This window comes from Bradyrhizobium sp. USDA 4541 (assembly GCF_024171085.1).
GTDB lineage: Bacteria > Pseudomonadota > Alphaproteobacteria > Rhizobiales > Xanthobacteraceae > Bradyrhizobium > Bradyrhizobium australafricanum.
This window is the reverse complement of the sequence record NZ_JALJZF010000001.1, coordinates 8450329-8473514: the sequence shown is the minus strand read 5'-3', so window position 1 is coordinate 8473514 and position 23186 is coordinate 8450329. Positions and strand designations below refer to the sequence as shown.

The 23186-nt window shown below is 58.0% G+C and carries 15 protein-coding genes and 2 pseudogenes; 6 read left to right on the top strand and 11 right to left on the bottom strand.

Annotation, left to right across the window (positions count from 1 at the left end; all coding sequences use genetic code 11):
• Nucleotides 1-92: 92 nt before the first annotated feature.
• On the bottom strand, nt 93-1427 hold the full coding sequence (gene hemN, locus J2R80_RS40380) for an oxygen-independent coproporphyrinogen III oxidase (protein ID WP_253640622.1): 1335 nt from the start codon (nt 1425-1427) through the stop codon (nt 93-95).
• Between the two features lie 497 nt (nt 1428-1924).
• Between hemN and J2R80_RS40375 the strand changes: the two are divergent.
• A pseudogene (locus J2R80_RS40375) lies at nt 1925-3236 on the top strand (DUF2130 domain-containing protein).
• A gap of 975 nt (nt 3237-4211) precedes the next feature.
• Here J2R80_RS40375 and J2R80_RS40370 read toward each other — a convergent pair.
• Entirely contained in the window at nt 4212-4928 is a 717-nt protein-coding gene (locus J2R80_RS40370) for a sulfite exporter TauE/SafE family protein (protein ID WP_253640621.1), read from the bottom strand.
• A 1320-nt stretch (nt 4929-6248) separates the two neighbouring features.
• On the opposite strand from J2R80_RS40370, the gene J2R80_RS40365 reads away from it, so the two are divergent.
• Nucleotides 6249-6974: a LuxR family transcriptional regulator gene (locus J2R80_RS40365; RefSeq protein ID WP_253641083.1), complete on the top strand. Its 726-nt coding sequence runs from the start codon at nt 6249-6251 to the stop codon at nt 6972-6974.
• A gap of 319 nt (nt 6975-7293) precedes the next feature.
• Here J2R80_RS40365 and J2R80_RS40360 read toward each other — a convergent pair whose 3' ends face one another.
• The 9 genes and pseudogenes from J2R80_RS40360 to nodD1 all read right to left on the bottom strand — a co-directional run bounded on the left by J2R80_RS40360 (nt 7294) and on the right by nodD1 (nt 19661).
• Entirely contained in the window at nt 7294-8016 is a 723-nt protein-coding gene (locus J2R80_RS40360) for an outer membrane protein (RefSeq protein WP_253640620.1), read from the bottom strand.
• Between the two features lie 874 nt (nt 8017-8890).
• A complete protein-coding gene (locus tag J2R80_RS40355; RefSeq protein WP_253640619.1) occupies nt 8891-9136 on the bottom strand; it encodes a hypothetical protein in 246 nt (81 codons plus the stop codon).
• Nucleotides 9137-10095: 959 nt separating this feature from the next.
• Nucleotides 10096-10443: a NolY gene (locus J2R80_RS40350; RefSeq protein ID WP_253640618.1), complete on the bottom strand. Its 348-nt coding sequence runs from the start codon at nt 10441-10443 to the stop codon at nt 10096-10098.
• 1230 nt (nt 10444-11673) lie between these two features.
• Nucleotides 11674-12702 (bottom strand): LLM class flavin-dependent oxidoreductase, encoded by a 1029-nt coding sequence (locus tag J2R80_RS40345; protein ID WP_253640617.1) that lies wholly within the window; start codon nt 12700-12702, stop codon nt 11674-11676.
• Nucleotides 12703-12866: 164 nt separating this feature from the next.
• Nucleotides 12867-13124, bottom strand: a pseudogene (locus J2R80_RS40340) (transposase); the annotation flags it as partial.
• An 877-nt stretch (nt 13125-14001) separates the two neighbouring features.
• Nucleotides 14002-15009, bottom strand: a complete 1008-nt coding sequence (locus J2R80_RS40335; protein ID WP_253640616.1) for a branched-chain amino acid ABC transporter substrate-binding protein — start codon at nt 15007-15009, stop codon at nt 14002-14004.
• A 444-nt stretch (nt 15010-15453) separates the two neighbouring features.
• Nucleotides 15454-16167 carry a MerR family transcriptional regulator gene (locus J2R80_RS40330; protein WP_309143814.1) on the bottom strand — a complete coding sequence of 238 codons (714 nt, stop codon included), beginning with the start codon at nt 16165-16167 and terminating at the stop codon, nt 15454-15456.
• Between the two features lie 930 nt (nt 16168-17097).
• The gene (locus J2R80_RS40325; RefSeq protein WP_253640614.1) at nt 17098-18093 is read right to left on the bottom strand and encodes a LysR family transcriptional regulator; all 996 of its coding nucleotides are present in this window, start codon (nt 18091-18093) and stop codon (nt 17098-17100) included.
• A gap of 623 nt (nt 18094-18716) precedes the next feature.
• Entirely contained in the window at nt 18717-19661 is a 945-nt protein-coding gene (gene nodD1, locus J2R80_RS40320; protein ID WP_253640613.1) for a transcriptional regulator NodD1, read from the bottom strand.
• A gap of 441 nt (nt 19662-20102) precedes the next feature.
• On the opposite strand from nodD1, the gene J2R80_RS40315 reads away from it, so the two are divergent.
• From J2R80_RS40315 to nodC, 4 genes are read left to right on the top strand one after another with little or no spacing between them, the layout of a single operon-like run.
• Nucleotides 20103-20441, top strand: a complete 339-nt coding sequence (locus J2R80_RS40315) for a hypothetical protein (RefSeq protein WP_253640612.1) — start codon at nt 20103-20105, stop codon at nt 20439-20441.
• Between the two features lie 51 nt (nt 20442-20492).
• Nucleotides 20493-21125, top strand: a complete 633-nt coding sequence (locus J2R80_RS40310) for a NodA family N-acyltransferase (protein ID WP_253640611.1) — start codon at nt 20493-20495, stop codon at nt 21123-21125.
• A complete protein-coding gene (gene nodB / locus J2R80_RS40305; RefSeq protein WP_375162633.1) occupies nt 21122-21781 on the top strand; it encodes a chitooligosaccharide deacetylase NodB in 660 nt (219 codons plus the stop codon). The genes J2R80_RS40310 and nodB overlap by 4 nt, the downstream gene beginning before the upstream one ends.
• 17 nt (nt 21782-21798) lie before the next feature.
• Nucleotides 21799-23175 carry a chitooligosaccharide synthase NodC gene (gene nodC, locus J2R80_RS40300; protein ID WP_253640610.1) on the top strand — a complete coding sequence of 459 codons (1377 nt, stop codon included), beginning with the start codon at nt 21799-21801 and terminating at the stop codon, nt 23173-23175.
• Nucleotides 23176-23186 lie beyond the last annotated feature (11 nt).

Genomic DNA, 23186 nt, shown 5'->3' with positions numbered 1-23186 from the left:
GTTCCGCGCCAGCTATAGCGCAGTCAATCGGACCAACCCTCCCGCTTTGATTAAGCCGTGCGCTCCTTCGCGATGCGCATATCCGTGGCCTGCTAATAGGGGGCGCGGTCGAGGTAAGCGTCGAACGCGGCAGCAACAGCGCGAATGACAAAACGGTGCTCTGGTTTGACTCGGAGGAAACCCTCTTCGATGTCCAGTATCCCGTCTTCGGCAAGCATTCCCAGACGGTCAGCTGAACCGAGAAAGGGCATCGGAGCAAATCCGTGGGCGGCGCAGATTGCCGGCACGTCGGCCTGCAAGTCACACATCAGCCGCTCGATGATTGCGGCCCGAAGGCGATCTTCGGCGGTGAGGCAGTGGCCCTTCGAAGTTGCCAGATGGCCAGCACTAATCTGTCGGCCATAGGAACTGGTTGCCGTCTCGTTCTGCACGTAACCATCGCGCAGACGGCCGATGGCTGACGGACCAAAGCCGATCACTGTGTTACACGTATCGGCCGAATAGCCCAGCGAGTTGCGGCGCAGCCGGCCGGTTTTCTGCGTGTGCGCGAGCTCGTCGTCCGGGAGGGCAAAATGGTCGAGCCCGATTTGGCGATATCCGGCGGAGACCAGCGTATCTGCCATGGCTGCAGCTTGCTCGGCGCGCGCTACATTGTCGGGCAGCGCTGTCTCGTCGATCTGGCGCTGACGTTTCATGTAGGAGGGAACATGGGCGTAGCCGAACACCGCAAGTCGGTCGGGCCGCATGGTCAAAGCCGTCTGCGCTGAGTTCACGCAGGATTGCACGGTCTGATGCGGCAATCCGAAGAGCAGGTCGAAATTGATACGGCTTATTCCATGTTGGCGAAGGCGTTCGACTGCAAAAGCGACCTGCGCTTCGCTTTGGAGACGGTTGACCGCCCTTTGAACTACGGGATCGAAGCTTTGCACGCCGATGCTCGCGCGGCTGACGCCCGCTAATCCCAAGGTTTCCGCCATCTCGGCCGTGAACGCGCGGGGGTCGATCTCGACGGCGAGCGCGGTCGATTTGCTGAACGCGAAGCAGCGGCGCAGCAGCTCCATCAGAGCCAAGAAATCGGCCGGTGGGATAGTAGTCGGCGTGCCGCCGCCGAAATGCAGGTCGCTCACCGGAAGACCGTGAGGTGTTTGCTCTGTGACCAGACGAATTTCCTCACGTACCGTCAGCAGGTAATTGCGAATCGGCCGCTCGCTGTGAGTGAGGCTTGTTGGGAAGCCGCAATACCAGCAGATCGACCGACAGAACGGAACGTGAAGGTAGAGCGATACGGATTCGTCAGGCGGCAGCCGCCGCAACCACGCCTCACAGGTCGTGGCGCCGACCGCAGCAGAGAAATCCGGTACCGTTGGGTAGATGGTGTACCAGGGCAGGCGAGCATCGCAATACTTGTTTAGGAGTGAGGTCTGCAACGCTTACCTTTCCGCGCTGATAGGCTATGAGGCTGACGGATATCCTCTGCTCTGTCTTTGCGTTAAGTCAAAAGGCACTGCCCTTGATCTTGAAGCTCGAGACCCTTCTTCGATGTAGCTGCCAGGACAGCCTGCGAACTGGGAGCGGTGAGAAAGTCAGGCGTTAGCCATCATTTTCACCCGGTAAGAGAACAAATGTCTCACATGAGCTCGGCCGCCCGGGCTCGATCCGCCCAACCATTGTGCGCAGGAACAATCGTTCATCGGAGCGCACATTGCGTCTGCATTCTCCAACGCAGGGGCTTTTGCGACAAAAACAGGATCCAAGGCGTTGCCGGCGGCGAACCAGTCGGCCTCAGCCTTTCAAAGTGTTTTCGGTGAAAAAGCTGATGTGGATGCCCCAGGCGTTCGATCGAGTCAGGAAATCACGTTAAATCCGATTGGCAGTCCGCGCCACGCTGGGCCGGCAGCACAGGGCCAATCGGCCAGGAGGGCTCATGAACCTGAAAGCACCGGCGGTGGGCGCCGCGCATCAGCCTATTCTCCATTGCCCGAACTGCAATCATGAAATTCACCTCACTGAATCTCTTGCTGCTCCCCTGATCGAGGAAACTCGCCGACGTTTTCAGCGACAATTGGCGGACAAGGATGTCGAGGTCGCCCGCAAGGCCGAGGCCTTGCGCCATGAGCAGGAGCAACTGGCGAGACAACGCGAACAGATCGAGGATCAGGTGGCCGCGCGTGGCGGCCGAGCGCACCGAACTCGTCGCCATGGAAGCGAAGAAGGCTCGGCAGGCCGCGGCGGCCGAGCTGCTGGCAAGAGCTGCCGAAGCGGCCGAGCTTCGTCAAAGCCTGGAGGCCAACAATGCCAAACTTGCTGAGGCGCAGCAGGCGCAGGCCGAACTGATCCGCAGGCAACGTGCCCTTGACGAAGAGAAACGTGAACTCGATCTGACCATCGAAAAGCGCGTGCAGGCCTCAATCGCGGATATCCGGGCCAAAGCGAGGCAGGAAGCGGACGAAGCCGCCCGCTTTCGAGTGCTCGAGAAGGATCAAACGATCGAATCCATGGCGCGGACGATCGAAGAGTTGAAGCGCAAGGCTGAGCAGGGCTCGCAGCAATCCCAGGGCGAAGTCCTTGGGCTCGAGCTCGAAGAGCTGCTTCGCAGCCGTTTTCCCACTGATACAATCGAGCCGATCGGCAAGGGAGAGCTGGATGCTGACGTCGTCCAGCAGGTCAACGGTTCAATCGGTCATCCTGCGGGCCTCATCCTTTGGGAATCCAAGCGTACGAAGGCATGGAGCGACGGCTGGCTCGGGAAACTGCGCGACGACCAAAGGCGGTGTGGCGAAGATGTGGCCCTCATCATTTCACAGGCGCTGCCGAAGCACGTCGAATTTTTCGATCTGATCGACGGAATATGGGTTGTTCATCCCCGCTGTGCTGTTGCGGTCGCGATCGCGCTCCGTCAGGGGCTGATTGATTTGAGCAGCTAGCGCCTGGTGCAGCAAGTCCAGCAAACCAAAATGGAGCAGGTGTACCGGTATCTGACCGGCACCAGGTTCCGCCAGCGGGTAGAAGCTGTCGTTGAAAAATTCAACGACATGCGAGAAGATCTCGACAAGGAGCGCAAGTTCATGGGCCGACAATGGGCCAAGCGCGAGACGCAGATCCTCTCTGTCATCGAATCTACCATTGGCATGGTCGGTGACCTTCAGGCGATCGCCGGCAAGGCGATGCCGGAAATCCCGAGCCTCGATGCACCGCTGCTGGAATGCTCGGCCCAATCGGAGCGCAAAGCGTCATAATCAAAAGCGACGCGCAGTTGAGCTTCTTTCAGCTTCGATTTCATACATCCTGTGCGAACTGACAGGTGGGCATGCTACCGTTCGGCTCGCGCCTGGCACGTCCCCCTGCGCAATAGCCCCTTTGCCGCACGTTGCACGTAATGGTGAGAAAGCGCCGGCGGGTCTCGGCGTCGATGTTGTTTTTCTTACGGTAGAAGGGCTCGTCGAGGAGCGATAGTCGGCGCTTCTATTGAAGCTACACAATCTGCCGCATCGTTGTCAGTCGCGCATTTTCAAATCTGCGCAGACGGGATTTTGAGCTCATTTGCATTCAGCGACTTGGGTGGAAAACGCTTCGGAAGCGATGTCGTGTTCCGATTTGCGTTCCGGGCTGCCTAGGTTGTGCAGGATAAAATGGTATAGGCGAACGAGGGTAGGGATAGTATTTAGCGCGGCGTCTCCGGATGCAACGAGCAGAATGCTCTTCAAGCTGGGATTGTCAGATAAGGAGTCTCGGTCGACGAAACTCAGGGCACGAGATCGTACAACGTGACGTAACGTGAGTTTCAATAGCCGTCGAACCGGCTGAAAAACTTTTTTGCATTGCACCTCATAAGTATGGATGAGCCTCAATTCCGCCACGCCGCTTGTCTCATTGCGCCAAGCATCGTCACGGATGTACTGATGATGTTGGGGCTGTCCCGGCGCACTTCAAACCCCGGCAGGTGCGTCGGGGCGCTTTAATTCGGCCGCGCCATTGTGAGCGCTGCGAGTTCACCAATTCCCAACCAAGCCCCAGGCTGTGCCGGAATCGCAAAGCGCGGGCATTGTCAGCTTCTATACTCCCCGGCACGTCCAAGTCAGACGATACGCGTCTGGTCTGCTTCAAGGCCTCAGGTCGTTCGTTTTGGAATCGTTCCGGCTATTGTCATAGCCCCCGTTGGTGGTGCACGATGACCGCAACGACAGCCGCAGCAAAGGCAGATCGAACCGCATCTAGGTGCGAACCAACTGCACGCCGGCAATGAGCAGAACCGCTACGAGGATGAACCTAATAGCTGTCTGGCTCAGCCATTTCAGGCCGATAACCGTTCCTGCGACGGCTCCTCCCAGTGCGGCGATTGCGTAACTGGCCGAATCCGAACACGGAAACTGGCCGGTGAAAAGAACTCCGACGAAGCCCACTGTGGAATTCGCCAGGATGAACGGAGGCGACAGCAGGGTGACTTGCCTGGCTGACGCCCAGTTCAGTGTCATGAGCGCAGGCGCCAGGAATACTCCACCGCCCACGCCGGTCAGACCCGAAACAAAACCGACGACCGCTCCAATGCCTACGCTTCCCCAGAGCGGAGTTTCGAAAATACGATGGGCAACGCGGCCGCGCTGAACAACCATCACAGCGCTCGCCAAAAGAAGGACAAGACCAGTCAACGTCCTGTAAACGTGCTCCCCGAGCACCAGCAAGCTGCCGGCAAGTGTCGCCGGCATCGATGACAATAGAAGCGGCCGGAGCGCCGTCCAGTCGATGACTTTGTTGCGGTTTAAGAACCACGTGGAATAGCTCGCGACAACTATGTTGAGGCCAAGCGCCGTCGGGCGCATCTCTGTGGAGGGCAAGCTAGAAAACGCCATAAGCGCTAGGAACGCGGTTCCACCGGCTTGGCCAACCATTGCATAGAGCAGTGAGATAATCGCGAAGAACAGAGAAAGCATACTTCACCAACCCTGCGAAAAGTGCTTCGCTTGCCTTGCACTAACTGCACGCAGTCCCAATTGTCGTTTCGCGAGGGAAGAAGTCCAAGCGAGCGCTTAATCGGATGCGGCCGCGCGCCGCAGTTGCACCGGCTAAGGTTCCCGCACGATTGCCATTTGTGGATCGGCTTCTTCAATTGCCAGCATTGGTACTTGACCAAGGTGTGAAAGTGGCACGCCAGCGCCTGGCTGTTTGAAAGGCGCTTGGGAGCCGCCGCGCCGAGCGGCACTCCTTCCAGGCCGTGGGAGCCCAGCGCAAGTGGCGCTGTCGCGTTTCCTCCAGATGTCACCATTGCTTCAAGCGCTCGTGCGCGGAAACCGGGCTCTTGCCTTGAATCCCTGGTATCGAGGATTGATTTTTGTGAGGGCGCCAGTTGGTACGACACTTGCTGATCCGCGCCCAGGTCCTCTCCCTTATGGAGATGCGCATGCAAGGTGTCCTCTGCGGCCGGCAGGTGTCGTTTCTGCGCGCATCTCCCATTGCGCTCCTGGCGCACGGATCATCTGTGCCTTCAAGTCAGGTGCGCTGGACCTCTTCAACGCGCCTGATCAGGCGCCGGACCGTTATATCACGCGGTCACCTGCTGGTGCGGCTCTTCCGCGTTGTTCGCAGACCGCATTCCCGACGCCGTCGAAGGACGGAAGATGAGCGAAGAATCCGCGACAGCAATTCGCAGGATGAGGAAGAAAAAATGACCTTCCTGTCAGCAGGAAGCAGAAGGCCGATGTCGGAACTGCGAAGGTCGAGCCCGGCACCGCCAAGTTGGCCAACGTGCTCCATCTCGCTTGAATCGCGAAGGTCAACGTTCAGGGTATCATCGCGCTCAACCTTGAGGCAAAGCCAGGCGTCTTTCGGGCAGGACCAGTCGCTCCTTACCATTTAATCTGAGGAGAGCCGATCTTGTCATTCATGGCTGCTTTGGCCGCACTATTAAGGGAGCATCGAGGGCACAGACCATCAGACGAACGACAATGCGGTGATCGCCTGCTTGGCCAGCGCGTCATCGGCGAGCAGGACCGATCGGACGGAATTTGACGGCGCTTCGGTTGTGGCGTGCCGTCGGGTGTCCGACGAGGATAGCAGCTGGATCCTGGCGTTTGACGGAACAAGCTGGCGGAAGGCGAAAAATTCGGGAATGGCGTCTGACGCAGCGCGCGCTCCAGACTTCACGAAGCGCAAACCTGAGAGTTCAGCTCATGGAATGGAATTTGGCTCGGCCTGAAACAAATGCAATCGAACGCAGCGATGGCGAGCCGGATCGGCGTGCCGAAGCGCCCATCGTGGATCTCTTTAGCTTCACCGAATGCGCAAACCAGACGCATTCGCTGAGAGCGTTGTTCGATCTTCTTGTAAACCGTGCCACCGAGGAAGGATTCAGTGAAGTGGCTTACGGAGCCCTCAACTTCGTCGAGCCGCTTCGGTTGGCTGAGTATCCACCGCCGACTGTCGCTGTGAATTGGCCGCCGGCCTGGTGCGATCGATACTTCAAACGCAAGTACCACACCATCGATCCGGTGGTCCGGCGGACGCCGATGCATTCGCGTCCGTTTCTGTGGGACCAGCTCGCTGACCATTGTCAGCTTCAACCGGACGAGAGACGCGTATTAGATGAGGCTAGGGAGGCCGGGCTGAAGCATGGCATGAGCGTGCCTCTATTTGGCCCGTTGGGCCAAGTATCTGTGGTGTCCTTTGCGTCTCCGTCCGACGATGCTGATCCGCAGAATCGCATCGGTCATCTCAATGCCTTGGCTTCGCTCTTTCACAGCGCCTATGGCGAGATTGCTCGACCCTCTAATGGCGGCTGCGGGAAACAAATTGCATTGTCGCAACGGGAGATCAGTTGCATGCGGTGGGTGGCAGAGGGGAAATCGTCCTGGGAAATTGGGAAGATCCTAAAAATTAGCGAAAATACGGTCAATTTTCATATCAAGAATGCAATGCGAAAGCTGGGTGCGACCAGCCGGATCCAGGCGACCGCGATAGCCATTCGCCTCAATATTCTTTGAGATTCCATCCTCACTGCCAGGAAGTGCCATTGACGGCCAAGCCCTGGCAAGGCTCATGTCGTTCGAACAGTGCTTCGTTGAGACAGGCGACGGGAAACTCACGTTGCGTGAGGTTCTGGAGTTCGACGACGCATATCAAGCCGACTGGCTTGATGTCCTCGGGTGTGCCTGCGGTCTGCTCCGCCAGCCAGTGATCTAAGCCTAGACGAGCTCGAGCCCGTTCCGCTGGCTGGTTGCGAGGCGGTAGGGCAGCATTTCGAGAAAGAACCCCGACCGTTGGTCGGGGCTCTCGATTTAACGCTTGCGCGCGTGGCATTCGCTATTTTGCAAACGCTGGGCCGAACTTGTAGTTGATCCGTGCCGTGACAAGGTCGATGTCCTGGTGAACGCGATCGAAGCCAACGGACGTGGCGAAGCTTACGTTGCTGCCCTGCATGAACAAGTGATTATACTCGAGGCTAGCCGACCAGTTCGGGGTCAGGCCGACTTCGGCGCCAGCGCCGAGCGCGCCACCCCAGCGAACATCGTTATTCCTGCCAAGCGCGGTGCCAGCAGCCACTGAGTTGACGTGATAGGTGTTGCTGGTCACCGCCGCACCGCCCTTGGCGTAAAGCAGCACGGCATTGAACGCGTAGCCGATATGGCCGGTGAGCAATCCAAATGCATCTGTCTTGGTGCCAACGGTGTCCGCTGGGAAGGCGGTGCTGACATTGGAGCCGCTGAAGTCGGCCCAGTTGCCCTGACCTTCGATGCCGTACACCGTTCTGAAGATCTGCCAGCGATAGCCGATCTGGCCGCCGACGGTGCCGCCGGTCGAATTATGGCAGCCCTCGGAAGTGATGCCGTTGAAATTCCAGCAATTGTGACTCGAGCCCCAGCCGCCATTGAGACCGATATAGTAGCCGCTCCAGTCGTTGATCGGGGCTACCACCGGCAACGTGGGCGCCTTGATGTTGACAGGCTGCCCAGCGAGGTCAGCGCCGAATGTGGGAGTTGCAGCGCTGAGTGCGATGGCTGCGGTCAGAATAAGCAAATTCTTCATTCCAGTGTCATTCCTTTTGATGCCCCCGGCGCCGTGCGTCTTAACAACATGATTGCGAATTGCTGTAACTGATGCACAACATTCCTCCGCAAGAAATGAGCCTAAACGCACGGTGCGTCAGGTTGTGAGGCGCCTAACTTGCCACGCCTCGACGAAAATGCAGCGACATTGATAGGGCGCCTCGTGGCGCCTTTACCTGAAGGCGATGCGATCGTAATGGCACTGTGCGACGCAATGCTGCGAGCGCATTTGCTGAAGCGCCGCCACAACCAGGTTCCTGGCGATACGTCCAGCTGCGCGTCGTTCAGCGGGTCTCGTCATGAGCCGCACAGATGAAGGCGTCCTTATCGGGATGGGATTTGGGTTTATCTTGGGTCAGGAGTTCGTGTGGCTACTTAAGATTGTGGTAACGTCGGAAATGACCCATCAGAGGCATTGATCGATCTAAATTCGGACATCCTGAACGTCCGGAGCGGTATCTCGCGAGCTGTAACTGCTCTTGCCGCGACAGGAAAGCCAATCGAGCCGGTGCACCGCCAAGATCGTCTGCTGCAGAATGTTGGTCACCGCGCTGGATGAAGCCCGCATCGAAATTGCTGAGACGCATACCAAGCTGCCACATACGGTGCGCATTGTGTCACGTCGGGACAATGCGTGCTGGTCCCGCCTTCGTTGCCGGTGTGCTCCCGTTTCTATCCTACTGGTATGGGGACCACGAGAGCTGCACGAGCAGGGCTCTCTGACGCAGTCGTCAGTATAGAGAAGATGAGCAGGGAAAACTCAGCTCGACCACGACCTGCCCCTTCGGAAGTTGACGAAACCGTCCCGTTCCTGCCGGTAACAAGGGTGGCGGCTAGCTAGAGGAACGAACCGCCTACTGTTTGCTCTGCAACGCCAGTTCCGCTCGCAAATTACGTATCGCTTCGTTCGCCAGATACAGGGTATTCCGTTCGCCGGTCCTGATCGAACACTCCAGTAATGCTCTCAAGCGGCTGTGAAGAAACGTCTTGAGATGGTGCGCTAGAACTGGGTCCTTCTCGACAAAGCGCCACGCTTTTTCAAATGCTATACTTACGATAGCGTCTGGCGCTTGCACCTGGTCGGATATGACCTGATCCATCTCGAACCTCCTCGACTCCTGGCACAAGGTAAAAGATTTGTCCGAAGCGTACCGACGAGCTGCGGCCTGTCCTGTCCGGCAAGAAGTCGGAGCCACAGCCAAAATGTGTGTCGCGCTGCTTGCGGCGCTACAGCGAACTTTATAATGCCGCTTGTTGAAGTCCGGATGACCGAATGTCGAAGTGCCGGCGCGAGTCGAACGATTGTGAATTGGCCGAAGAGACCCTGCGTTGACATTTGTCTCTTTGCGCCCCGCACCTTGTTGCCCGGCGTTCGCCCTTCACCGGGCCCGCACTCCCAAGAGTCAGTCGAACTAGAGCCGTCTTACAGAGCAGGTCGTTCGCTACCTTCTAAACGTTCAAGGCTAAGAAGTGTTCTGGGAGATGTCGTACGCGCCCTTTATGTCGCGGCCAGCTGTGTGGCTCATTCTCGACAATCCGTTCGCGTGGTTCCCGACATGCGTCAACAGCCTGGCCACATCCGCCGGTTTCTTCGTATGGCACCACGTTTGCGATACGATTCTGCTCCGGATGGGTCGCACCAAAAAAACAGGACAAGCTATCGCGACAATTGCGTTGATCTGCCAGGAGCTCGTTCTGGCAGCGAAATATCAGGTGGTCCGCAACTTTAGAATACGGCTGCCGCGATCAGGGGGCAGCTTATGCTGCCAAGATCCGAATATCGGAAGGCTCGGTCAACCGTGCGGTGTCTCGCACGAATGGAGTAAACGGCGAGCGTGTAAGATGCCATGACCAAGCGTTTGAGGTGCAGTCCAGCGGAAATCGGATGGATGTCTCGCCCCCGAAGCGAAATGATCAGCACGTGGGAGCGGCTCATGCACGTAGCGGTGAGCCGCGGTCTCGAAGCGGCCTTATCCGTGGGTAGGAGAGCACAGCCACGGTCAGCCCAGCGATGAAGCTCTCGCTGAGCGGCCGTCAATCGCAGAAGGCAAAGCGGCTCTCAACCCGCTGCACGTGCCAGAATCAATCTGGCAATCCGCATCTGGTTGGCCGGAGTGCGCAGTGCAGGCGGTAAGGCGGCCACTGCCTGATCGAGAAGGCGCCCCAAGATTTGAAGCTCTTCTGGATTGTAGACGCCATGGTCCCGTCTTATTCGCGCTGCTCGCCCGCCGCCAGGATGGCCACCGGTGCTCGTATCGCCGAGCTGGCCGAGCTCCAGTTCCGCTGATACCATTTCGTTCGTGAGTGCGTTGAGCAGCTGGATTGCCTCGAGCTCGTTGCTTCCTTCGCGTACGAGAGTTGCCACGATATCGAGTTGTAGGTCGATGCGATCCTCAAGGTCCTGCATGCGCGAATTCGAAGGGTCAAGTTCCACCGTGTTGCTCCAGACCAATTAAACGAGATTGACGTGTAGTTTTTGTGTGCGTTCCGGTGTGCGAGGCAGCCGATGCGGTGCGTGACCGAATTGCCGCTTCACAACACAACTCGCGCATGTGCAACCAAAGAAAGGGACAGGCTGGTCTCGCAGAAAGACCCGAAGGAGGTATGGTCGCTATAGAGCGCTGTGCGCTGCGTGGTAGAACGCTCGTCCTTGATTGAGCTATCGAGCCGGCGCACTCCAAGCTAGCGCAGCTCGCAGGAACGCCGTTGGCATAGGCGGAGCCCACCAAGCAGCGTGGAGCGAATGGGCGGCATGAGAGCCCCGCGATCAAAGAGCGCAAGTGGGCGGCTAGTGTTGTCGCATAGCCTTTCGCGTCGCCGAAATCGACGTCAGTACGCGCCGCTGATACCTGCACGTCCTTTTTGTGTTTAAGGAGGTCAGATGGCTGACGTCGCATTACTTGAGAATCGCAACATCGCGGACGTAACGGGGCTGTCCACTTGGTCAGGCCGACAAGCCTTGCCGAGGCTGGCACAAGAGGCAGTGCGCCTGCCTGGCTTCTATGCGACGCACGCATGCAACCCGGCCAATGCGCGTGAGAAGCACCTAATCTTCGGAGGCGCCTTTAGGATGACGAAATTGCTGTCGGCGACTTCGAATGAGGGCCATACGGTTCGGCGAGCCATCCGGCTGAAGCTAGGCCGCTGGTAGCGCGGTTTCAAAGGTCGAGGGATATCGTTGGTGATGTTGGCGCGAAAGGCTTGAGCCGGCTTGCGACTGGGCAGAAGGCAAAGGGGGTCCATGGTCACACGAGCTTCGTCAAAGGTGCTTTCCGGAAACCGGTGAGCGACTATGGTGCATTTGGCTGAAATCCGTAAAATCGAAAGTTTTGATGGGATGCATCCAGTCCGCGGATAGTGCACGCGACTATTCTTGACCTGCTCTGGACGACGCATAGGACAAGCCCGCATACGGGTTGAGCCGGTTTGTCATGCCAACGCTATTCAACCTGTCATGTCGCTGCCGACGACATCGGCTACCCGGCCGGCAAAGTGATGCTTGAGGTCGCGCCTATATCCTTATGGGTTTGAGATCTGCCGTCGAGCGAGAAAGAACGCCTTGATCGTACGCCAATGGCAGTACGGCATGCCAAGTAGGGGCCGGGCATCCCGCAGTAGCGAAGTTGAATAGACATTGTCAGCCAAAGCTATCGATGATTTCGGCTCTGATCGCGCTCGCGGTGTATAGTGACATGTCGAGCGGAAGATTCCCGAATGCAAGCTGGCAGAGTAGGTAGTTGGTACCTGCCTCTTCCATCTGGTTAAGAAGCTGCTGTCGGGCGGAAGCTGGCGTTCCGACGACGCACAATTGGCTCTCCAGCGCTGCATCGAACGACAGCGGCAGGGTCGGCGGTGTCGGAGTGGTGTTCAACTCGTAAAGGAACTTAAAGCTATCCAGCCATTGTCCATAAGCGGTTTCGGCAGCCGCATGAGCGTCTCCCTCAGATCTCGCAATCACGATCATACGAGCCAACCCTAGGAATGGCTCTCGATCGTCCGCGGCTGTGCAGCGCGCTCGACGGCAACGAAAGGCATCCGTAATGCTTCGGACAGCAGAGGCGGGGCCGACACACGCCAGATTTGCACCATTTGCCGCGGCCCATTCCGCCGATTCGGTCCGATTGCTGGCGATCCAGGTCGGTGGATAAGGGCGCTGATGAGGCCTCAAAGTTAAGGGTACATTGTTCAGCTCAAAATGGTTTCCTTGGTAGGATAACGTATCGCTCTTCAGCGCAACATTTAAGATTTCGCTGGCTTCCATATAGCGGCTTGGCGCCGCGCCTGCGCTGATGCCGAAATAGCCCCATTCGATCGGCTGGGCGCCGCGCCCGATACCGAGCTCGAGCCTGCCGCCGCTCAATTGATCAAGCATGCAGATCTCTTCGAACGCGCGCAATGGATGATAAAGGTTGAGCAACAAAACAAGCGGACCAAAGCGAAGCCTCCGGGTGCGCTGCGCGAGACTTGCTAGAAACAGGTTCGGCGAGGGCCCTCTGCCATGAGGGGTGCAGTGGTGCTCCGCTAGGTGATAAGCGTAAAAGCCCAGAGAATCACACGCCTCCGCCAACTTGAGACGATCTTCATACTGTCGCGCAATGTCGCGGCCGTCGTCGTCCAAGTGGTCAAAGATTGCGCATGTCAGTCTTGAGGGAAGGCCGTTTTTCACTCGATCATCTCCGATTCTGGAATGGGAGTCCTGGTTGCTTTGTGCCTTCGGCCTCAAAGACGTGGCGTGCATCACTTGGCCGATCGGGCTATTCTGCGGGAGCTACCGCTCTGGCCTTGCGCCATGCAGCGTGGGCGTGAGAACCTGCATATTGGTTGCGACTACTTTGATAGGAGTTCGCGAAGTGCATCCACGCCAAGCATGTGCTCGACCAGAAGCTTCTTTAGCTTCGCGTTCTCCTCTTCCAGGGCGTTCAACCGCTTGGCGGCCGAAACGTCCATGCCGCCGAACTTGGCCTTCCAGTCGTAGATCGTCGCTTCGGAGATATTGTGTCTGTGAGCTAGATCAGCCGGTTTCGCACCAGCCCCTTGCTCGTTCAGTATTGCGATAATTTGCTCTTCTGTGAATCTCGGTCGTTTCATCTGTCCGTTCCGCTTTTGCACAGCACTTGCACTCGAAGTGCAGGCAATATGCAATGTGACATCATCTGTCGCCGGCGCCCTTACGAAGCTTGGCTCAAAAACACGCAGTAGATATTCCGAGTTTTCGCGATGTCAGATGGAGCGTTCCATCCTTCATGCCAAATGGATCGGCGGCTGTGCACGAAAGTAGAACAACGTCCCAGGATGAGCAGTCGGATAGGAGAGCTGATCGAAGTCATGTCGATAATATTCTCAACGTTGTAACTCTGCCCGATTGTCGAGGCGCCATGCCCGAATTGCCGGCTGCCGGAATCAATGTGAGGCAATTCGCTTCGCAATGAGCGGCGTCGCGTCAAACTGGCCGGCTGTGGGATCGCGTTCACACAGACCTTATGTTTGACGTAAGTCGCTGGGATCGGTCGAGGCGCTGGCAGAATTGACAAGGAACGCGCTGGCGAAACAGCGATTGGATCGCAATCGCGTTTCGCGCAATGTGAGGTCGCCGGAAGTTGCGAAGTACGGTTGCATTTGTCAGCATGCGCGGTCGACGGAGAGATTGCCGCGGCGGTTTGGTTGTCATGGCTGCTGTCGCATGAGCGGAACGACGCAGCATTCCCAATCAGACTGTTGCGGGTGTTTGGCAGTGAAGCGTCGCAAGAACTGGCCTTAATCGGAATGCTATTTGTCTACCATCGGACGTAGCTCCTCCTCTACGTCGACGTCTGGTAATTCTGCGAGCGCTGCAGCGAGGGCAACAAGCGCTCCGAAAGCCGCGAGCACAAGAGAGCTCGCGAGTATAACGGCAGCAAGATCCTGACGTCGTTTCATCATCTGTGTCGGTGGCTGGGTTGGCGGAGAAGGGCTGTGGTCGCGTCGATCAGTTCTGGTCCAGCGCTTCAACGCGCCCGTCGAGCCAGCGGTAAACCACAAAGCCTGGGCCTGCATTGTCTCCCTTGGTATCAAACCTGACCGGACCAACGGCTGTTTCGATCGGTCGTGAACGGAGTTCGGTTGCGACCCGCGCAGCATTGAGGGAACCGGCCCGCTTCACCGCCTCTGCCCACGCCTGAACTGCGGCATAGGCGTAAAGTGTGTAGCCTTCAGAGGACAGCTCGGAAGCCTTGAGTTTGGCCACGGCGTCGGCCGCATTGGCATTCGTTGCCACGTCGGGCATAAAGGTAAATAGCGTACCGTTTCCCGCGCTGCTGGTGATGCCCCAGAATTCGGAGGTCATCAACGGGTCGTTGGCCATGACGGTAAGGCCGGCCTCTGCTTCTGATGCCTGACGGATGATCAGCCCGATCTCGGTGTGATAACCGCCGATATAGGCGAGGCGTACCCCGTCCTTCTTCAATCTAGAGATCAGCGCCGTATAATCCTTTTCACCGGCTATATAGCTCTGCCGAATGACGTGTTCGCCGAATCCCTGAAGCTGTGCCTCAACCGCATCGGCGATACCTTTGCCGGCGGTGCTCTTGTCATCGAGCACTGCGATCTTGTCGCTATGGTAATGTCGGTGAATGTATTCAGCCGCAACGGTGCCCTGCTGGTCGTCGCGGCCGCAGATCCGAAACACGGTCTGGATGCCGCGTTCCGTTAGCTGAGGATTTGTCGAACCAGGTGACAATTGGATGATACCTGCTTCGGCATAGACGTCGGAGGCTGGGATGGACGAAGACGAGCAAAAATGGCCGACAACCAGACGCACCTGAGCCATTGCGAGCTTATTTGCAACGGCGACCGCTTGCTTCGGGTCGCAGGCGTCATCAGCGACACTCAGTATCACCTTGGTGTTGGGAAGCAGGCCCGAAGCGTTCAATGCCTCGACAGCCGCGGCAGCGCCGTTGCGCATCTGCACGCCGAACGCCGCGCTGCTTCCGCTCATTGGGCCGGCCACGGCAATATGAACGTCCGAAGCCCACGCAGTCGAGGCGAGGGCACAGAAAAGGAAGGCTGCACCTGCAGCTGGAGTGTAACGCCTATTCAACACTGCAGAACTCCTAGTGCTCACCTCGATCTAACCCCAACTGTCTGCGGCCAGCACGGGCCCGCAGGTCGAAGGATCGCCAAGCGAAGCATGCGTCAGCTCGGGCAACGACCATGGCGGAGCCTACAATTTGACGTTACGTGCGATTCAAGCCTTTCTTGAACGGGAGCTTCGCTCAATGCATCAGAGAAAGCGGCGGATCGCCAAGACCCTCGCAGAAAATCTGACCGGTGATTGGTAAAGCTGCCGCCGGGCATCAAAGCCGGCGGATCACGCCGAACCGCCATGACGATCGAGGCGGCCAAGCGGACTGGTCAAGCCGTCCGAAGCCGCCTTGTGATCTCAGTATGGCTGATCCTCCAGGCCGGTGAGGGCAAGATCGAGATATTGCATGAGGCAGGGATCCCAACCAGCCAAACTGCGTGGGGCGCTTAGGCGTGCGAGGACCTTCAGGATCGTCGAAACCCGAGAATCCGCTCCAGCGATTTCGCCGATCAGCAGGCGCGCGGCAATCGCGACGGCTTTCGCCCGCTCGCCGCAAGGGTGTTCGCCTCTATCCATACAATCGCGGAGGTCGTCCCGAATGCGTCGCCATCGCTCCTCGCGTTCTGCAGCCAACTTGCATGTGCATCGGGATGTTTGACTACGTGTCTCAACCCGCGACATGGCGTCCAAGGTGGCAGGTAGCTCATCCACGCTGACCTGAGCGTCACTGTCGGTCGTCATGTTGCGCAATCGATCTCGCAACAGCGTTGCTCGAGCAACTTGAAGCTCTATACGCTCCAAATGCTTGCGCAATAGGTCGGTCAGTGAAGTCGTTCCCTCCATAGCTTTACGGATCTCGTAAAGGGAGAAGCCGAGCTCACGTAGCGCCCGGATCTGATGAACCCGCTGGACGCTTTCGCGGTCGTACATCCGATGGCCGCCGTCCGTACGCTCTGAAGCGGCTAACAGGCCGGTGTGTTCATAATGATGCAGCGTGCGTACCGTCACTCCGGTCGCTTCCGCAAGTTCGCCAATGCGCCATCGACGCCGTCTTGGTGTAGCTTTGCTCATGTTGTTCAGTTTCAAAGCCTACAACCTGACGTCACGTTGGGTTCAAGCCATTTCAAAGCTCTAGCTGGATCGTCTTCCATTCCAGCGCAGGTGTGGTGACTATCCTTAGAACGGCGCGGGATCAACCCTGAGGGGAAATGGTGATCAACAGGTTCGTTAAGCATGTCAGCTGGGTATTGCCGGCCGCTGTACGCTCCAAGATGAGTTTGGCGATCGCCGTTCGATTTTCCGGAGTTCGCATTGATGGCGGCAGCGCGGAGACTGCTCTGTCAAAAAGACTTCCTAAGACAGAAAGCTCTTCGGGATCGAATACTCCACTGTATTGCTCCAACGTACGGCTCCTTGTTCGTCATTGCGTCGGCGTAGCGCACCTCGTCAAGACGTTTGGCCGAGGTGCGGCCAAAAGAAGTCAGACCGGCGGCGCGTAGAGACCAAGATGCGATGCGCTCTCGGGTGATGCGACAGAGCAACACGCACGTGCGATGCCTTGCTTGGACGGAGCGAGTCCAACTTTCATATGCACAATCATTCGGCATTGCGCTCGCTGTTCGTGGTGCGGGGCCTCCGACGAGTCCGAACCGTCCGCTCATTGCGAGCGCCACGACCGATTCGCCGTGTTGATGCGATTAGCCGCCGAGCCGATCCTGCTGTCTCGAGAGCTGCGCGGCCGCAAGCCGGGCTTGCAATGCGCCTGCGCAGCTTTGGCGCGAGCACGTAGCAACCTCTCTGTCTCTCAAAGCCGGGCTAATGCTCGAGCGACTGCTTTACGTCGAGCCCGTCGCCGGTGCGAGAAGGACGGCCTCGGGCTTGTGACGGTCGCCAGCTATGTGGAGCTTTGACGAGAGACAACGAGTTCGAGCGAAACGATTCGAAAGTGCACGCGTTGGGACACGGTCCGAGTGCCGGGTTCGCTCACCTTCGCCAACGTCCTTACGTTAACGGCGAAGCCGATCGTGCGAAGGGGCCGGCATCATCGGCTCGTTCCGAAGCGCTAATGCCGAATGTCTCTTCACGCGCAGTTACCATGCGAGCTGCTTCCTGCAGCAATATTTCTCGCAGCCAGATGCTTTCTGGGTCGCTGTTATTAAGGACAGTCCATTGGACCGCCTCGGTGAAGGTGGGGAATGGCTGGGGAAGCGCGGCAATCCGAAGCGGCGCGGCTCTTTGAAAATGCTTTGCGAGCCTTAAGGGTATGGTCCCTATGCGGTCTGTGCCCGCTAGCAGGGGCGGGATCATGCTGAAGCTCTGCACAAGAATATCGATGCGCCGATTAAGCCCGAGATCGTGCAACAAGGAATCCTCGACGAAGGTCTTGCGTGTGCCTCCGAGCTTGACCGCAACGTGGCCCATCGACAAATACCGATCAGATGTCAACCGCCTCAGTAGGTGACTATTCGTGTGACAGCCCACGCAAACGAGGCTCTCCTCGAACAAGGCCGCTCTGGGGTGGGTACCGGACATGAACAATTCCGGCAGGATGACAAAATCGACCTCGCCGCGCCGAAGTAGCTCATCGTGCTCATCGGTGAGCGTCACCAGCTCGAACCTGACATTGGGTGCTTCTCGCGCGACGCGCTCCACGACGTGGCGGAAGAATACGATGGTTATGAAATCTGAAAGGCAGATCCTGAACCGCCGGTTCGATCGGGCAGGGTCGAAGGCCTCCCGGGCGATGATCGAGTGCTGAATGTGCATCAGCGCCTCACGAACCGGAGCGGCGAGTTCCTCCGCGCGTGGGGTCAGGACAAGATCTCGTCCTCTCATTACAAACAGCTCGTCACCAAAATAGGAGCGTAGTCGAGCGACAGCTGCACTCATAGCGGGCTGGCTAAGGCTGATCTTACGTGCCGCTGCAGTCAGGCTGCGCTCGGTCATTAGAGCGTCGAGCGCGACGAGAAGATTTAGATCCAGTCCTTTGAAGCGCATATCTTCTTGTCCGGCGCAAACGTGCTTGCGATGTATAAACGACCGGCCGCGGCTACGTCTGGGGCGGTCTCACCGGATCGTCCGAATCGGTTTCGTCCCACCTTGCGATCGCGAGAGGAAGGTCGCGGAATCATCGCAACAATGGACAGTTCGGCCGTTGGCGGACATCAGAGGCCGGAAACCGCTAGAAGCCCGAAGCTAATAGGCTCGCCGCTCCGGCGCGCCTCGTAACAAGACCCGGTCGTTAACTATTGGCACCAGTCCAAGTTGTTCCGCCAAAGCCGTGAGTTCGGCTGTGCGCCCGGTCGACCGCTGCTTAACGCAGCGCAAGCCAAGGAGCGCAGCCTACAACCTCACGCAGCGTGGGATTCAAGCGAATAATTGAACGTGCCGGACATTTGCGCACCAATAAGGATTATGTACCGCAGCAACGCTGGACATCCGTTGACCTGTACCGCAGGTATCCCAATCTCAGCCGGCTCAACCTGCCAAGCCCTCGGGGCGCTTCGTCATCTAACGTCAGGCGTCTGCAACATCGCGCGTCGAGAAATGGAAAGCGTCGGCGGAGAATTAATGGCGTGCCGCCATACGCGAGACGCGGCCGGAATCGCCTTATGCTGAACTTAACATCGCCTGCGAGTAGATGTCTCGAGATGCCCCGATGCGATGTTGGACGCCTCTTCCAACAATATTCGCCTCATCCAAACGCTCGCTGGGTCGGTATTGTGGAACGCAGGCCATTGCAATGCTTCGGTGAATGTGGGCAGAGGCAAGGGTGGTGCGACAATCCGCACGGGCATCCGCTTTTCGAAGTGCCTAGCGAGTCGCAAAGGCATCGTTCCGATACGGCGGGTGTCCAATATTATGGGTGGGATAAGGCTAAAGCCTTGCACTACCACCTCGATCCGTCTCTTTAGGCCGTGTTCAAGCAAAAACCATTCTTCCAGGTTGGGCCTCAGCGCCCGTCCGAATTTGGCCGTAACGTGACCCATCGAAAGGTATTTTTCGAATGTCAGTTGGCGTGACAGTTGCCTGTTCGTGCGGCATCCCACGCATACGAGAGTCTCGTCGAACAGCGTCGCCTTGGGATGAGCGCTCGACATAAACAACTCCGGCAGAATGAGAAAGTCGACCTGCCCCCGGCGGAGCAACTCGTCGGGCTCATCCGAAAAGGGCAGCAATTCAAAGCGCACAGCCGGGGCTTCCTGTGCGATACGGTCCAAAATTCGTCGAAAAAAAACGATTGTCATGAAATCGGAGAGAATGACCCTGAAGCGACGGCTGGACTGAGCAGGGTCGAACGAATCTCGCGAAATAATCGAAATTTGAATGTGCAAGAGGGCCTCTCGAACGGGACCCGCGAGCGCTTCAGCGCCCGGTGTCGGGACGAGCTCTCGACCGCGCATCGTGAAAAGTTCATCGCCGAAGTAGGTGCGCAGCCGCGCGATTGCCGCGCTCATAGCGGGCTGGCTCAGGTTAATTTTACGCGCCGCGGCGGTGAGGTTGCGCTCGGTCATCAGAGCATCGAGCGCAACGAGCAGGTTTAGATCGAGTCCTTTGAATCGCATCTTTTGAGTCTATCCATCGTGTGGATGCATTCCATCGAAACAATCGATTTTACCAAACTGCGGGATGTTGGATAGCAAACATCAGTTTAGAAAATGGTCGGAACACCAGGATGGCTGTGGGTCGTGCGCGGGCTCTGGACAACCTTGAACGCGAGCGGCTGCTGTCGGCTTCTTGGGCGGCTATTCAACGCGAAGGCGTACGAGTGGCGTCGGTCGTGACCAGCGCAACCCGCGTATCCGCTGCAACGCGAAGCGCTCGGTAAACCTTCGTATGTGTATTCCAACCCTTTCCATATCGGCGGTTTACCCGCGTACACTTGAGGGCCGGATCAGCATCGCCCTAGTGTCGCGATACAGCGGCAGGCGCAGATGGCGAATGCCAAATAGATCTGGCGACAGTCCATTGGCTCGACTGTCAATCGCATTCGGGGCGTGTCAAAGATGCATGAGAACCAAGTTGATCTGGTGTCATTGGGACGCTCCCTCAACGAGGTGGTCCGCATCGATGGTCCGGTTACTAGCGGCAAAGCGCCGATGGCCGCCATAGACGAGGCAGAAGGGCTCCATGGTGCAGATAACATCTGCACGATCAAATCGCCCCATCCGTACGCCTTCGGCACAGCATTCGGTCGGAATGACAAGCCTCAACGGAGCGATCAGCTGATCGCTCACAGAGGAGTCACCCCAAGCGATCTGCTCCGGCGCGGGCGCGCAAAGGAGAACTGGCATCCAACAAAACGCGACGGCGCATTTCTCGATCGATCTGCGTCCGGTGAGTGAGTTCGCGTGACTGAGCCCGCTCTCGAAATGACTCGCGTAGGAAAGCCTGCCATGGACATTGTCGCATCTCGGACCGCGGAAGCTCCTTCTGCGCGCACTCAAGTTCATTGGAGCGTTCGCTGGGAAAACGACCTGCGGCTTACCGAGCATGCCGAGCTCGCCGAATTTTTTCGCAAGAGTTACGGGCCGACCGGTGCTTTCAATGCGCAGCCGTTTGAAGGCAACAGAAGTTGGGCCGGCGCCAGGCCTGAGGTCCGCGTGATTGGTCGCGACGCCCATGGTGTAGCTGCTCACGTCGGACTACTGCGCCGCTTCATCAAGATTGGTGCTGTCGATCTACTCGTGGCTGAACTTGGGCTGTATGCCGTGCGGCCGGATCTCGAGGGACTGGGAATCAGCCACGCGATGCGGGTGATGTATCCTATGCTGCACGAACTTGGAGTCCCGTTCGGCTTCGGGACGGTCCGGCCCGCGCTTGAGAAGCATCTTACCCGACTGGTGCAAAGACAGGGCCTCGCGACCCTCATGTCGGGCCTTCGCGTCCGCTCCACGCATCCGGATGTCTATCCCAATCTGTCGCCGATCCGCATCGAAGAGGTGATCGTGGTGGTGTTCCCGGTTCAAAGCGCGATCAGCGAGTGGCCCGCCGGCGCAATGATCGATCGGAACGGGCCCGAGCTGTGAAAGAACTTGTCCCCGTGTCTGCCGTTCCTTGCGACTACGCTGATGTAAGCGGAAGCTTCCCTGTCTATTTGACCTTTGACGATGGGCCAAATCCGTTCTGCACGCCAGAGGTTCTCGATGTGTTGACGCAACATCGGGTGCCAGCAACGTTCTTTGTGATCGGTACCTACGCAGCCGAGCAGCCCGAGCTCATTCGGCGGATGATCGCGCAAGGCCACGAGGTGGCGAACCACACGATGACGCATCCGGACCTGTCCAGATGCGGGCCGGCTCAGGTGCGCGGTGAGGTGCTAATGGCCAGCGAGGCGATTCGTTCGGCATGTCGGCAGGCTGCGCCCAGGCACATGCGGGCCCCCTACGGTAAATGGACCGAAGAGGTGCTCGCTACGTCGGCGCAGGCTGGCCTTAAGGCTGTGCACTGGTCGGTCGATCCGAGAGATTGGTCCCAGCCCGGGGTGGACAGAATTGTAACTTCGGTACTCGGAGCCGTTCGACCGGGTTCAATTGTTCTCCTGCACGACGGATATCCTCCTGATGAGGACGGGCCGTGCGCTGATGCAACTCGGCGAGACCAGACGGTTAGAGCGCTCTCTTACCTAGTTCCAGCACTACAACGCCGCGGCTTCGTGATCCGCCCGCTCCCTCAGCTTCACTGAACAACAACTGGCACCCTATGGACCTGCTCGCTACAACCAGCGCCGTCGCGGTTTCGTCTTACGCGCTGCTCTCGACCATCTACAAAAGCGCGCAGGCGCTGTATGCGCGGCGGGGGAATGCCCCATCGTTGCGGAACGATGTGGGACAATCCGCGCTGGCTCTGCCAAGTGTGGATATTATCGTGCCTTGCTTCAACGAGAAACCGGACACGCTCGCGCAGTGTTTGGAGTCGCTCGCCAGGCAAGACTACGAAGGAGAGCTGCGGGTCTATGTGGTCGACGATGGCTCGGCAAATCGCGACGTTGTGGGACCTGTACATAAGATCTATGCCAACGATGCGCGCTTCAGCATCATCTTGCTTGCCAGGAATGTTGGCAAGCGGAAAGCGCAGATCGCCGCAATACGCGGCTCGTCCGGTGACTTGGTGCTTAACGTCGATTCGGATACGATACTGGCCGCCGACGTGGTCACCAAGCTAGCGGCGAAGATGCGGGACCCCGACATTGGTGCCGCGATGGGCCAGCTGGTAGCGAGCAATCGCAACGATACATGGCTGACCAGTCTGATCGACATGGAATACTGGTTGGCGTGCAACGAAGAGCGCGCGGCGCAAGCTCGGTTCGGTGCGGTCATGTGCTGTTGCGGTCCATGTGCGATGTATCGTCGCTCTGCTCTTGCCCTGCTGCTTGATCAATACGAAACGCAATTCTTTCGCGGCAAGCCGAGTGATTTCGGCGAAGATCGCCATCTGACGATTCTCATGCTCAAGGCGGGATTTCGAACCGAGTATGTTCCGGACGCGATTGCGGCAACAGTTGTCCCTGACACTCTCGGGCCATACCTGCGTCAGCAGCTGCGCTGGGCGCGCAGCACCTTTCGCGATACGTTTCTCGCATTGCGTCTGCTGCCGGAGCTCGATGGCTACCTCACACTGGACGTTGTCGGGCAGAATCTTGGCCCACTGCTACTCGCCCTTTCAGCACTGGCTGCGCTTGCCGAGCTTGCAGTCGGCGGATCTGTACCCTGGTGGACAGGCTTGACAATTGCGGCGATGACGATGGTTCGGTGCAGTGTAGCTGCACTTCGGGCGGGGGAATTGCGATTTCTCGGCTTCTCGCTCCACACACCGATAAACATCTTTCTTCTACTGCCACTCAAAGCGTATGCCCTTTGTACATTGAGCAACAGCGATTGGCTGTCGCGCACGATCGTCAACGAGCCAACTGAAGGAGATGAGCAGGCGGTCATGCCGGTGCCGAACAGCGCAGCAGGTCCTGTGGCTACAGGAGTGGCTTCTGGCACAATTCCGAAGCCGGCGGTTCCTCACCGTCCATCGCGCTTGGCGGCGCCGGAGAGCATTTGCGGTCGGAAACGATCGAGCGCGTATAAGTAGGTCGATCGGCG